The following is a 13,581-nucleotide window of genomic DNA, read 5'->3' on the forward strand; positions in this document are numbered from 1 at the left end:
GATCAGAAGTCGAACGTCGTCGTCAGCGTGAACTGGCGCGGGTCGATGATGCGGAACGAATACGGCGAGCCGTCGTAGTTGACCGCGACGGGGCGGAGGCCGCCGTTCTCGAAGACGTTGGAGACGTTGAGCTGGACCTTGGCGCGGACCTTGTTGCTCCAAGTCGTGAAGCGGTAGCTGATCCAGAGATCGGTGTAATAGTGCTCCTTGTCGTAGTAGGGCTTGGTCACGTCGGCGTAGTCGAGGACGGGCACGCCGTTGTAGAGATTCACGCCGCTGGACTTGCCGGCGTAGCCGATGACGGCCTTGTCTTCCCAGCGCAGGCTGCCGCCGACGCTGACACCCTTGAGCTTGCCGGTGCTGAAGGTGTAGTTGCTGAGCATCGACCAGCGGTATTTGCGCTGCCCCTGGACCGACTGGCCTTGGAGGTCGCGGTCGAGCGTGAGTTGCGGGACGACGACGCCGTTCCAGTTGGCTTCGGGATTGGCGAACGCGTTGGCCTGTTCGGGGAACAGGGCGCTGTTGTAGCCGAAGGAGCTCCAGAAGTTCGTCAGGTTCACCTGGCGGCCCGTGCCGTCGCTCTTGGTCTGATAGGTCGCCATGCTCTGGTATTGCGGGAGCAGGTAGTCGCTCGCCTTGGCGGCCTTCCACACGGCCATGCGCTCGGCGGCCCAGGGATCGAATTCCTTGAGCACGCTGGAGTATTTCGTGTCCTGCTTGCCGAAGGTGAACTTCAGGGTCCAGTTGCGGGTCGGGTTGTAGCTGATTTCCGCTTCCAAGCCCTTGGCTTGGGCATTGCGCGTGGCGCCGGTGGTGTAAGGCAGCGTGCTGTAGTAGTCGTAAGGCAGCTTCCAGATCTTCGCGGCGGCGGCCTGGACCTCGGCTTCTTCCGCCGTGCTCAGGTTGGCGCCGAAGTTCGTGGAATCGACCGGATTGTAGCGCGTGTCGCCCGGGTGCGTGGCCTGGAGGTTGATCAGCGAGATGGTGCGCGCCCAGTTGCGGAACAGGGTTTGGTCGATGTTGTTCGAGAGACGGCCGAAGACGACCGGGGCGGAGATGTTCTCGTTGAGATTCGAGGCGTCGAACCAAGTGACGCGGGCGAAGAGCTTGTTGTCGAAGAGCGAGAACTGGACGCCGATGTCCTTGCCTTCGCCGACGGGCTTTGCGAGCTGCTTGCCGTAGAAGTCGCCGAGGGCGGAGGACGGCGGGTTGAAGTTGTCGGACTTGTTGAAGCTCACGCCGAAGTCGCGAACGAACTGCCAGAGCAGCGAGCCGTTATCGGCGCGGCGATCAATGTTGGCCCAGCCTTGGAACGGGCGCAGAACGCCGCCGATCGTCTTGGTGCGGCCCGTGAGTTCGGCGTAGGGGCCCCAGCGGTTGAAGAGGAAGTCGCGTTGGAACACGCCGTTGACCCACTTCTGCGGGGCGGTGATGGCGTCGGCGACGATGTTGCCGTTGGAGTCCTTGACGGCGGGCAGACCGGTGTTGGTGACGCGCGCCTTGTATTTGTCCTCGCGGAAACCGAAGGTCGCGATGAGGCGGTTGCCCCAGAGGTAGCTGGTCATGCCGCCGCTCTTGGAGTCGACGATGCGCTGATTGCGGCCGGTGCCGGCATCGAAGTCGTCGAAGGCGGTGGTGACGCCGATCGGGATGAACTGGCTTTGATCGTAGTCGTAGGCGCGGATGGTGCCGCTGTAGTCGAGGTAATCCCAGTAGCCGGCCGAGCGAGTGACGACGCCGTTCGGGTCGGTGGGCGAGGCGAGGTAATACGTGCGGCGGAGCGAGGTGGTCTGGCGGTTCCAGCCGGAGGGGGTGCCGTCGGCGAGGTTGTTCGGATTGCGCAGATAGCGATAGGCACCCGTGGCGCTGGTGCTCGACATGTATTCGAGGCGCTGGCGGATGGTCGTGGCGAGGTATTCGTCGCGCGACCACAGGCCGAGGATCTGGTGTTTGCCGAGCCATTTGGTCCAGCCGCTGTTGCGGGTGAAGTCAGGCGTCCACGCGAGCATCGCGCGATAGTGGTCGTCGAGTTCGGCGTTGTAGTAGGCGTCGGGGTCCTGGTCTTCGACGTAGGGCTTGCCGAAGTAGGGATTCGCGGAGCCGTCGGGCAGGGTCTTGTTGGTGTCGACGAAGAGCGTGGCGACGTTGAGCTGAGCGACGGTGTAGTTGGTGCGCTGGCTCCAATCCTGGCGGAACCAGCCGGCGTTGACGTAGAGGTTCCAGGGGAGTTCCTGCTCGAGCTCGACGTTGTAGTTCTTGTTCTTCGCAACGCCGAAGTTCATCGAGTTGATGTTCACGCTGGTCCAATCGTAGATCGATTTGTCGGTGACGCTCGGGTAGCGATAGCTCGAAGCGAGGATGCCGTTGCCGGCGGCGGTCCACCCGGCGGACGAGGTGTAGGTGCGCGTGTAGATGTCAGATTGCGCGGGGTTGGCCCAGATCGTGGCTTCGGCGGGGCCGACGCTCGGGTTGCCCGCGGGATTGCCGGCGACGCCGTAGTTCGGCAGGTAGCGGTAATTGTAGGTGGGCTGGAACCAGTTCACGAGCTGGCCGCCGGCGATCTGCATGATGCTGCGGGCCTGGTTGACCTCGCCGATGCCGGGAACGAACAGGATGTTGGCGGACGTGGTGCCGGCTTTCCAATTGGCGGGGATGCCCCAGTTGGTGTTACCGAAAATGCTGAGACCATTGTAGAACGTGAAGTTCGTGTCGGTGCCGTTGAAGTTCGTGGCGGAGGTGCCGCGTTTGGTCGGGTCGTAGCCCGGTTGCGCGCGCACGAAGTCGCGGAGTGCCTGGGCGTAGGTGGTGTTCGCCGAATTGTTCACCATCATCGAGAGCACCTGACCGGTCTTCAGGCTGTAGATCTTGTGTGACGGAGCGTCGTAGTAGGGCTGGCCGGCGAGATTCCACTGCGTGACGTAGTCGCGCGGCGTGAGGCTGTTCGGGCGATGGTTGTCGTTGTCGTAGCTCTCGAAGTTCGCCCGGATGGTCGTCTTGCTGAACGGCTTGAACGTGAACGCGGCGTAGTAGCGCTCGGTCTTGTCGTAGGACGGCTTGCGCTGGAAGCGGCGGTCGTCGTAGAGCGCGGCGCCGTAGATGGCCAGCTTGTCGTGGATGAGGCCCTGATTGAAATTCAACGAACTGCGGAACGAACCGTATTGATCCGTGCGGAACGAGAGGCTCGTCGTGTCGCGGTTGAGCAGCGCCGAGGCCGTGCTTTGGTTCGCGATGCCGGCGGGACTGCCGAGACCGAAGAGCATCGAGTTCGGGCCGCGGCTGATTTCGATCGACTGCGTATTGTAGGAATCGAACGGCACCGACGAGATCGCGGGATAGTAGTTGATCGCCGCGCTCGGGGAACCGAGGCCGCGGACGCGATTCGCGCCGGCGTTGGTGTAGGACGCGACGGCGTTGCCTTGCGTGCCGCCGGCGATGGTGTCGAGCACACCGTCGTTGCGGAAGCTCTGCGTGCCTGGCGTGTAGGTAAGCGAGCCCTCCGTGTTTACCTCGTAGCGGAAGATGTCATTGATGTCCGTCGAAGCGGTATCGTCCATCTGCTGCTTCGTGATGACTGAGATCGACGCACCGAGGTCGGCGAGATTCGTGTTGAGGCGGCTGCCGGCCAGCGTGTTCGCGGCGAAGTAGCCCTTGTCGTTGTTGGTCGTCACGGTGAACGGCGACAGCACGACGGGCTCTTCCTCCTTGCGCGCGTTTTCCTTCACCGTCTCCACCGGGACGGGTTTGCGGTTTTCGGGCTGCCGATCGGCAGCCGCAGGCGCCGCTTGCTGCGCCATGCCCGACGGAGCGAGCAGGACGGCAATCACCGGCGCGAGGTAACGAACTCCGTGAAGGAGCCTCGAGGGTAGGTTCAGCATAAGGGTGCGGGGTCGATTCGCTGGGGAAGCGAAGTGCTTGTATCGGATCGCGCGTGAGGAGGGGTGCGCGAGGTGCGGAGCTTTCCTGCACCCGCCGCATATGAACGACAAATCAGGCGCACCTCAGACAGTTCGAAATCTCCGGACTCGCGCGCGAAATCCGCGCGGCGAAGATCACGTCGCAGTTGCCGCCGCGCGCCGACGCGCTTCTGCTAACACGTCATGCCCCACCGCCCCGCCCCATCCGATTTGCTCCCCGGAGAAAAACCGCGCCCGGTAGTCGCGGGTGACGATTTCGTGTTCGCCGCCGCGCATCTCGATCACGGCCACATCTTCGGCCAATGCGAGGGACTCGTGGCCGCCGGCGGACAACTGAAGTGGATCCACGACCCGGACGCGCAGCGCGCCGCGGCGCTGCAGGCGAAGCACCCCGGAGCCAGAATCGCGCGCGCGTTCGACGAGATTCTCGACGACGGTGCCGTTCGCCTGGTCGCAGCCGCTGCGGTGCCGAGTGAGCGCGGCCCGCTCGGGTGCCGCGTGATGCGCGCCGGCAAGGACTACTTTACCGACAAGACGCCCTTCACCACGCTCGCGCAACTGGCCGACGCGCGGCGGACCGCCGCCGAGACCGGCCGCAAGTATGCGGTCTATTTCAGCGAGCGGCTCCACAACGAAGCTGCGATGCACGCCACCGACCTCATCGCGCGCGGCGCGATCGGCAAAGTGCTCCAGGTGATCGGCCTCGGACCGCATCGACTCGGCAAGGCGGGTCGCCCCGCGTGGTTTTTCGAGAAAGCCAAATACGGCGGCATCCTCTGCGACATCGGCTCGCACCAGTTCGAGCAGTTCCTCACGTGGTCCGGTGCGCGTTCCGCCGAGGTGACGCACGCGGCCGTCGCCAATCACGCGCATCCCGCAACGCCGGAGCTCGAGGACTACGGCGAGGCGTCGCTCGTCGGCGACAATGGCGCGACGAACTTCGTGCGCGTCGACTGGTTCACGCCCGACGGCCTCGGCACTTGGGGCGACGGACGCAATTTCGTCCTCGGCACGCGCGGCTACCTCGAGCTGCGCAAATACATCGATGTCGCGCGCGATGCGGTGGGCAACCAAGTCTATCTCGTCGACGAACGCGGCGAACACCATCTGTCCGTCGACGGCCAAGTCGGCTACCGCTTCTTCGGCGAACTCATCCTCGATTGCCTGAATCGCACCGAACGCGCCATGACGCAGGAACACGCCTTCGCCGCCGCCGAGCTTTGCCTCCGCGCGCAAGCCGCCGCGCGTCGGCTGCCGACTGTGCGCTGAACGGCGCGGATCGCGCGACTCAGAGACGCGGGATCGTGAGGCCGCCGTCGACGAGGATCACCTGGCCGGTGGAATACGGAAAATCGCCGCGCGCGAGCGCGGCCACGGCGCGGCCGACGTCATCGGGGAAACCCCAGCGCGGCTGCACGAACGCGCCGCCGGCAATGAGCTTGTCGTATTTCTCAGTCACCGCCGCGGTCATGTCGGTTTTGATTACACCGGGACGAATCTCGAAGGATGGAATGCCGTCGGCGCCGAGCCGGGCGGCGAAGAGCTCGTTGAGCATCGCGAGACCGGCTTTCGCGATGCAGTATTCGCCGCGGTTGACGCTGGCCATCGTCGCTGAGACGGAACTGACGGTGACAATCGCAGCGCTGAAGGAAGCGTCGGCTTTCTTCTCGGCGACCATGTCGCGCGCGATCGCCTGCGTGAGGAAGAACACGCCGCGAAGGTTCGTGTTCATCACGTAGTCGTAGCTCTCCTCGGTGGTTTCGAGAAGATCGGCGCGGATTTTCGGCGCGACGCCTGCGTTATTGACGAGGAGGTTCAGCGCACGGCCGCCGGTGAACTCGCGGCAGACGGCGAGGATCGCCGCGCGGCCCTCGGCGGAACCGACGTCGCCGCGCGCGTAGGCGACGCGGATGCCGTGCTTCGCGAGCGCGGCGAGCGGTTCGGCGACCTGATCCTCGGGGCGCATGCCGTTGACGATGAGGTCCCACTTTTCGGCGGCGAGTTTCTCGGCAATGCCGAAGCCGATGCCGCGCGAGCCACCCGTTACTAGAGCTACTTTGTTCATCGGAAGATCCTGTTTTAACGCAATGGCGCAAAGACGCTAAGGATCGCTTGGTCTTCGCGCCTTGGCGTCTTCGCGTTTAATTTGAAATCACTTGAGCGGCGTGACGTCCACCCAAGCGCGCTTGGCCCAGGATTCGAGGGCGAGTTCGGCGAGTTGGACGCCCTTGGCGCCTTCGGCGAGCGACCACGGGAACGGGCTGCCGGTAACGACGTGCTTCAGGAAGAGTTCCCACTGAATCTTGAAGGCGTTGTCGTAGATGCCTTGGTCGGGGACGCGCACCCAGCCATCGCGATACTTGATCGGCGAGTCGATGTCGGGATTCCAGACGCAGCGCGGCGTGGCGGCCATCGACTGGGCTTTGCAATCGCGGAGTCCGGCAACGGCGGTGCCGTGCGTGCCGTCGACGTGGAGCGTGAGGAGATCGTCACGGTCCACGCGAGTCGTCCACGAGGAGTTGAAGTGACAGATGACGCCGTTGGTGAGCTCAAAGGTGGCGTAGGCGGCGTCGTCCGCGGTGCACTTGTAGGGTTTGCCGGCCTCGTCCCAGCGCTGCGGGATGTGCGTCGCGCCGAGACAGGTGAGGCTCTTGATGTCGCCGAAGAGATTTTGGATCACATACTGCCAGTGGCAGACCATGTCCACGATGATGCCGCCGTCGTCTTCCTTGCGGTAATTCCACGACGGGCGCTGGAGTTTTTCGAACTCGCCGGTGAAGACCCAGTAGCCGAACTCGCCGCGCACGGAGAGGATTTTGCCGAAGAAGCCCTGATCCATGAGCCACTTCAATTTCACGAGGCCGGGCAGCCAGAGCTTGTCCTGCACGACGCCGTTCTTGAGGCCGGCGGCGGTGACTTCGCTGGAGAGCGCGAGCGCTTCGGCGGACGTGGTCGCGGTGGGCTTCTCGCAGTAGATGTGTTTCTTCGCGGCGATGGCTTTGCGCACGCCATTCGGGCGCTGGCCGGTGAGAGTGGCGTCGAAGTAGATTTGGTTAGCGGGATTCGCGAGCTCGGCGTCGAGGTTGGTGGAGATTCGTTTCACACCGGTGCGGGCGGCGAGCGCCTGGAGCTTTTCCGCGCTGCGACCGACGAGCACTGGATCGGGCATGATGGCTTCGGAGTCGGAGAGCTTCACGCCGCCCTGATCGATGATCGCCTTGATCGAGCGGATGAGATGCTGATTCGTGCCCATGCGTCCCGTGACGCCGTTCATGATGATGCCGAGGGTGTGAGTTTTCATAAAAGCGGTAAGCAGTAAGCGATAAGCTTTAAGCTGGGTTTGCGGTGAGTGGGTTTGAGAGAGCTGGGCTTACAGCTTTGAGCTTACTGCTTAAGCTGCGCGAAGCGCTCAGACGTGGTCGCGGTAGGCTTGGACGATTTTCTGGAGGTAGTCGTCCTGGTCAGTCGCCCAGAGGCGCGTGGAGAAGACTTCGACTTCGTTGAAGCCGCGATAGCCGGTTGCCTCGACCCACGCGCGGATTTGGCGGAGCGGAATGCAACCTTCGCCCATGAGGCCGCGATCATTGAGCATATCGACAGTCGGCGTGCGCCAATCGCAGACGTGATAGGCGAAGAGCGCGCCGAGTTTTCCGCAGCGGGCGATTTCCTGCTCGAGCGCTGGATCCCACCAGAGGTGGTAAACGTCCGCCGCGACGCCGACGAACGGCGAGCGGAGTTGCTCCACCATGTCGTTGGCTTGCGCGAGCGTGTTCACGGCGGAGCGGTCGCCGGCATACATCGGGTGCAGCGGCTCGATGGCGAGCTTCACGCCGGCGGCTTGGCAATCGGGGAGCAGCGCGGCGATACCGTCGGCGATCTGCTTGCGCGACTCGACAAGCGACTGGCCGGGCACGGCGCCGCAGACGAGCACGATGAGCGGCGCGCCGAGCGCGTGCGCCTCGGCGATGGCGCGGCGGTTGTCGTCGAGCGCCTTAGCGCGGCCCTCAGCGGTGAGCGCTGGGAAAAAGCCACCGCGGCAGAGCGACACGATGCTGAGATCGTGATCACGGAGCATTTTCCCCGTGGCGGCGATGTCGCGCCCGGCGAGCGCGTCGCGCCAGACGGTGATGCCCTTCACGCCGGCGGCGGAGAATTTCGCCGCAGCGGTCTCGATCGGCCACGGCTTCGTGGTGATCGTGTGGATGCAGAGGCGGGAGAGATCGGCAGTAGCCATAAGCGATAAGCGGTAAGCTTTAAGCGGGGTGTGGGCGGATTCAGCGGCTCTGAGCTTTCAGCTTTGCGCTTAGAGCTCACCGCTGAGCGGCCTCAGCCGCGCAGGCAGCCGAAGAAGGTGTAGTAGGGCTTGTTCTCGATCACGCGTTGCAGGTAGAGCGCGGCTTCGCGGAGGTGGTAATCGCCCCATTGGCAGGCTTCGCCGCACGGCACTTTCTGGCCGGGCGGGATGTAGTCCCAACCGTTCGGGCGGTGATAGACAGTGTGGACGAGCAGGCCTTGGTGGTCGGGCGCGGTGGCTAGATACGCGTCGCTGAGGAGCGTGCGCATCGTCGTGAGACCGGCTTGCCAGTAGGTTTTGCCTTCGGCGGTTTCGCCGAGATAACGGCCGAGGCGGAGCAGGCCTTGCGCGCCGATCGCGGCGGCGGACGAGTCCACCGGCTCGAAATCGTTGAAAGGCTCGGCCGGGCGCGAGCGCCAGTCGCCGAGGCGGTGCAGGTGCGGCGCGCCGCCGTCCCAATACGGGATGCCGTCGGTGGCGGTGTTGGCGATGAACCAGTCGCAGGTCGCGCGCGCGCCCTTGAGGAGCACGGACTCCCACTTGGCGCGGCCACCGAGTGGCGCGAGTTCGGCATCGCTGACGGTTTTGAGAAACTCGAGTTCCTCGGCGAAGCCCACCATCGCCCACGAGAGACCGCGCGTCCAGGTCGTGAAACCGGAGAAACCCTGCTGCGAATTCGGACAGCGGAAACGTCCGTCGTTGCGGTTGAAGACCGCCTCGTGCGTCGTGCGGCCGCGCTCGGCGGGCACATCGTAGCTGTCGCGGCCTTCGCCGTAGTAGATCGAGTATTTCGCCGTGGCGTCGATGTGCTGGAGGCCGCGATCGAGGAGCGAATGCGCGGCGTCATTTTCGCCCATGAGGCGGTGGCCGAGGCGATGCGCGACCATGAGGATGCGGACCGAGCGGATCGTATCCACGAAGAGGGAGTGCGGGCCGTTGAACGAGTAGATGTAGCCGCCGCCGCCGAAGAGCGTGGACCAGCGCGCGGCTTGGACGGCGCCGGAGGTTTTCAGCGCGAGCTCGCAGAAGTCGATGTGCGTCGCGGGGAGCTTGCCCTCGCGCTGGAGGCGCAGCCAGTTGCCGTAGGTCGAGAGATTGTTGAAGCCGTGGTCGTGCACGCCGAAGTGCGAGACGTGCGAGGCCATGCGGTCGACGGTGAGCTGCTGCGCGGTGTCGGCGAAGCGTCGCTCGCCGGTCGCATCGAACTGGAGGAACGCGGAGCCGTAGTTGAACCCTTCGGTCCACTCGGTCCAGCCGCGCGCGGTGTATTGTCCGGCCACGGTGAAAACGGGCGAGCCCTTCGCCGGATCGTAGCTGTGGAAGATGGAATCAATCTTCGAACCAGAGAGCTGCCAGAAGCGCGTCAGAGCGGACGTGAGCGCGGCGGGTTGGAGGACGGGGTCGATTTGCATCGGGAGGAAAGGCGGAGAGGGCTCAGTAGCGTTTGTCTTTGCGCAGGTGCAGAATCACGAACTGCGAATCCGCGAGCGCCTCGTAGGTGTGTTGCTGGATGGCGTCGAACTGGATGCTCTCGCCGGCCTCGAGCACGCACGTCTCGTGCGGCAGCATCAGGCGCAGCTTGCCCTCGGTGACCCAGCAAACCTCGGTGTCGTCGTGGTGGATCTCCGGCCGCGAGACCTTCGCGCCTTTCGGCGCCGTGCCGAGCAGGCCGACGACATTCGCGTATTTGATCTGCCGGAATTTGAACTCGCCCGAGCGGTAATTTTTCTCGGCCGTGCGGTGTGCCAGTTGCGACTCCGCCATGGCGAGCAAGTCCGTCGCGCTGAGGCCAAAGGCGCGCGCCAGGCGGAAAAGCGTCTCCAACTCGGCCGACTGCTGATTGCGCTCGAGCTTCGAGATCACCGCCACCGAGACGCCGGAGGCATCCGAGAGTTGGACCAGCGTCAACTCGCGCTGCTCGCGGAGCGTGCGCAGGACGGAAAAGTCGAATTTTGGCGCTTCCGGCATGATTTCGCCGGCGATAAATGATAGCCTCTTTTTTTCTGTCAACGAAAACCACTAAAACCGGATTGCAACACCTGCCCAGCCCCACCGGACCGCGCCGGCGCAGGATTGGCTTGTCCCCTCCCCGCGCTGTGGTGTGCTCGGCGCGAATGTGCGGTATTGCCGGAGTCCTCAGCCCTGAACTGGACGCCGGGCGGCGCGAGGACGCTGTCCGCCGCATGGTCGCGCGCCAGCGCCCGCGGGGTCCTGACGACGACGGCCTCATCTCCGACGGCCCGGCGACGATCGGCATGTGCCGACTAGCGATCTTCGATCCCGCGCACGGCCACCAACCGATGGTCAGCGCGGGCGGACGCTTCAGTCTCGTTTTCAACGGCGCGATCTACAACTTCCGGGAGTTGCGCGAACGGCTCGCCACCGGCGGGGCGCAGTTCCACACCGAGTGCGACACCGAGGTGCTGCTCGCCGCCTACGAACGCTACGGCGACGACTGCGTGCATCATCTCCGCGGCATGTTCGCCTTCGCGGTCTGGGATCGGCTGCATCAGCGGCTGTTCGCGGCGCGCGATTCGCTGGGCATCAAGCCGCTCTATTATGCGCGCCGCGCCGACGACACCTTCATCTTCGGTTCGGAGCTGAACGCCCTGCTCGCCAGCGAGCTGTTGGAACGCGAGATCGATCCGGTCGCGGTGGGCGATTTCCTGGCATGGTTCGCCGTGCCGGCACCGCGCACGATTTATCGCGGCATCGCCAACCTCCCGCCGGGGCACTCCCTGATCGTCGAACGCGAGGGACGCTGCCGCATCAACAAGTGGTGGCGCCTGCCCGCCGCGCAACACGCCGCGCCGAAAGGCACGTATCTCCAGTTTGTCGGCGAGTTGCGCGAACGGCTCGACGATACGATCCGTGCGCATCGCTTGGCTGATGTGCCAGTGGGCGCATTCCTGTCGGGCGGCTTGGATTCGACCGCGGTAGTCGCACTCATGTCGAAAACAGGCGGCGGCCGCCTGAAGACCTTCTCCCTCGTCTTCAACGAAGCGGACTACTCCGAGGCCGAGCAAGCGCGCCTCGCGGCCCGCGAGATTGGCACGGACCACCACGAAGAGGTGCTGACCGGCGATCGCATCGCTGCCGACATGCCGCGCATCCTCGATCTGTTCGATCAACCGACCGGCGACGGTATCAACACCTACTACGTGAGCCGCGCCGCGAAGGCAGGCGGCGTGAAGGTCGCGCTGTCGGGCTTGGGTGGCGACGAGCTGTTCGGCGGCTATCCGTCGTTCACCGACATGCCGCGCCTCGCCCGGTGGCTGCCCGTCTGGCGACAACTGCCGGAAAGGATACGCCTGCGCCTCGTGGCTCCGCTGCGCCGCCGCGGCACCTGGTCGCGGAAGCTCGCGGACTTTCTCGAGAACGCGCGCGACCTGCACGAGCTGTGCGCGCTACGCCGTCGCGTGCTCTCGGAATCAGTGCGCCTGGAACTCCTTTCGCCGGAGGCACGCCGCCTCGCCGTGCGGCAGGGCGCAAGCCACCCGATGCTCGACGACTTTGTGTTCGATCTGCTCGGTGCCGACTCGACGCAAATCGTCAGCGCGTGGGAGATGCGCACCTACATGACCGACGTGCTGCTGCGCGACAGCGACGTCTTCTCGATGGCCAACTCGCTCGAATTGCGCGTGCCGTTCGTCGACCGCGCGTTCGTCGAGTGGTGGTGGAACCAGCCGCGCGCGTATCGTTTCGACCCGCGGCGGCCGAAGTCCGCCCTCGCGGACGCCGTGGCCGACTGCGTGCCGGAAGCCATTCGCGCACGGCGCAAGCGCGGCTTCACCCTGCCCTACCCGGTCTGGATGCGGGCGCAGCTCCGACCGTTCCTCGCCGAGACTTTTTCCGCGTCGTCGCTCGAACGCTGTCCATGGTTGGACACCGCGACCGCCCAGCGGGAATGGGTGCGCTTCGACACGGGGCGCGACGACGCCAATTGGGGCCGGGTGTGGACGCTCGCGATCCTGATCGCGTTCGCCAACCGCCGGGAGGTGCGCGCATGAAGACCCTGTTGATCTGTCCGGATCTGTTCAACGCGGAGGGCGGCATCGCGCGCATCATGCGCCAATACCTGCGCGCGCTCTGCGACCTCGCCGGCCCGGGCGACACAGTGGAATGCGTGGCGATGATGGACTCGGGCGACACCTCGGCCCGCGTGGCGACGCTGCTCGGCGGGCGCAAGGCCCGCGTCGAGAACTGCGAGCGCAGTCGTTTCGGTTTTCTCTTCGTGGTGCTGATTCGCGCATTCACCTGTCAGCGGATCGTCTGCGGGCATTTGCACCAGCTGCTGATCGCGCGCATGGCGAAAATCTTCAACCCGCGGCTCGACTACATCCTGATCGCGCACGGCATCGAAGTGTGGCGGCCCTACACATTGCTCGAGCGCGCCGCGCTGCGCGGGGCCAAACGAATTCTCTGCGTGAGCGAACACACCCGCCGCCAGATGTTGCGGTTCGATCCGTCGCTCGCGCCCGAGAAACTCCTCGTGTTGCCGAATACGTTCGACCCCGGCTTCAAGCCAGCACCCCATGCCCGGGCAACGGGTGCAGCCGATACCGACGCGCGTCCGCGCCTCCTGGTCGTCTCGCGTCTCTCGACGATCGATCCCTACAAGGGCGTGGATCTCATGATCGAAGCGATGCCCGCCATTCTCCGACAATTTCCCCGCGCGCAGTTGCGCATCGTCGGCGGCGGCGACGCCCGTCCGCGCCTCGAGGCGCTCGCCCACGGCCGCGTCGCGGCGGAAGCGGTCGCATTCCTCGGCCCGATCGACGACGCCGCACTGCGCGCCGAATACGAAGCGTGCGACCTGTTCGCGCTACCGAGCCGCAAGGAGGGTTTCGGCTTGGTCTACCTCGAGGCGATGAGCTACGGCAAACCATGCCTCGCCGCGCGCGCCGGCGGCGCACCGGAAGTAGTCGACGATGATGTCGGCGCCGTCGTGGAATACGGCAACACCGAGCAGATCGCGCTCGCCGTAGCCGATCTGGTTTACCATCCGCGCAGTGCCGATGCGATCGCCGCACGCGTGACCTATTTCGCCTACCCGCAATTCGTCCAGCGTCTGACCCGGGCGCTAACGTGACGGAGCGCTTCGCCCTGGAACCGCGGAGAACTTCTTCAGCGAAAATCAGAAAGGACGTCTGCCCTCAGAAGAGACGCGCGAGCTAGGCGCCCGCGAAACCGACCAGAGGGAAAGCCCCGTGAGCGGTCGAAAGCCCCGCCACACGAGCAAGTTTTTCGCCTCATCTTTCCCTTGCCCAACCTGACCGTTACAGCGAAGCACCGCGCCCGCGGGATCGCCAGCGCTATATGCGCGGTGGTCTCGATCCTAGCGCTTCCCGCTCGGGCTGTCGGTCACCACGA

9 protein-coding genes are annotated in these 13,581 nt (G+C 64.8%); 3 read left to right on the top strand and 6 right to left on the bottom strand.

Annotated elements, in window-relative coordinates; all coding sequences use genetic code 11:
• Nucleotides 1-2: 2 nt before the first annotated feature.
• Nucleotides 3-3,824, bottom strand: coding sequence for a TonB-dependent receptor plug domain-containing protein (locus tag KF715_21380; GenBank protein ID MBX3739254.1), 3,822 nt, complete (start codon nt 3,822-3,824; stop codon nt 3-5).
• Nucleotides 3,825-4,097: 273 nt separating this feature from the next.
• Between KF715_21380 and KF715_21385 the strand changes: the two genes are divergently transcribed.
• Entirely contained in the window at nt 4,098-5,183 is a 1,086-nt protein-coding gene (locus tag KF715_21385) for a Gfo/Idh/MocA family oxidoreductase (GenBank protein MBX3739255.1), read from the top strand.
• Nucleotides 5,184-5,202: 19 nt separating this feature from the next.
• Here the strand turns inward: KF715_21385 and KF715_21390 are convergent, their stop codons facing one another.
• The 5 genes from KF715_21390 to KF715_21410 form a co-directional block, all read right to left on the bottom strand.
• Nucleotides 5,203-5,979, bottom strand: a complete 777-nt coding sequence (locus KF715_21390) for a 3-ketoacyl-ACP reductase (protein MBX3739256.1) — start codon at nt 5,977-5,979, stop codon at nt 5,203-5,205.
• A gap of 87 nt (nt 5,980-6,066) precedes the next feature.
• Complete coding sequence (locus KF715_21395) at nt 6,067-7,215, bottom strand: Gfo/Idh/MocA family oxidoreductase (protein ID MBX3739257.1); 1,149 nt, start codon at nt 7,213-7,215, stop codon at nt 6,067-6,069.
• 108 nt (nt 7,216-7,323) lie between these two features.
• Entirely contained in the window at nt 7,324-8,148 is an 825-nt protein-coding gene (locus KF715_21400; GenBank protein MBX3739258.1) for a sugar phosphate isomerase/epimerase, read from the bottom strand.
• A 92-nt stretch (nt 8,149-8,240) separates the two neighbouring features.
• The gene (locus KF715_21405; GenBank protein MBX3739259.1) at nt 8,241-9,620 is read right to left on the bottom strand and encodes a glycosyl hydrolase; all 1,380 of its coding nucleotides are present in this window, start codon (nt 9,618-9,620) and stop codon (nt 8,241-8,243) included.
• A gap of 22 nt (nt 9,621-9,642) precedes the next feature.
• Nucleotides 9,643-10,176, bottom strand: a complete 534-nt coding sequence (locus tag KF715_21410; GenBank protein ID MBX3739260.1) for a helix-turn-helix domain-containing protein — start codon at nt 10,174-10,176, stop codon at nt 9,643-9,645.
• Nucleotides 10,177-10,322: 146 nt separating this feature from the next.
• Here KF715_21410 and asnB point away from each other — a divergent pair, with 146 nt between their 5' ends.
• On the top strand, nt 10,323-12,218 hold the full coding sequence (gene asnB / locus KF715_21415; GenBank protein ID MBX3739261.1) for an asparagine synthase (glutamine-hydrolyzing): 1,896 nt from the start codon (nt 10,323-10,325) through the stop codon (nt 12,216-12,218).
• Nucleotides 12,215-13,300 (top strand): glycosyltransferase family 4 protein, encoded by a 1,086-nt coding sequence (locus KF715_21420; GenBank protein ID MBX3739262.1) that lies wholly within the window; start codon nt 12,215-12,217, stop codon nt 13,298-13,300. Before asnB ends, KF715_21420 begins: the two co-directional genes overlap by 4 nt.
• Nucleotides 13,301-13,581: the final 281 nt, after the last annotated feature.

The organism is Candidatus Didemnitutus sp. (assembly GCA_019634575.1).
Classification (GTDB): Bacteria; Verrucomicrobiota; Verrucomicrobiia; order Opitutales; family Opitutaceae; genus Didemnitutus.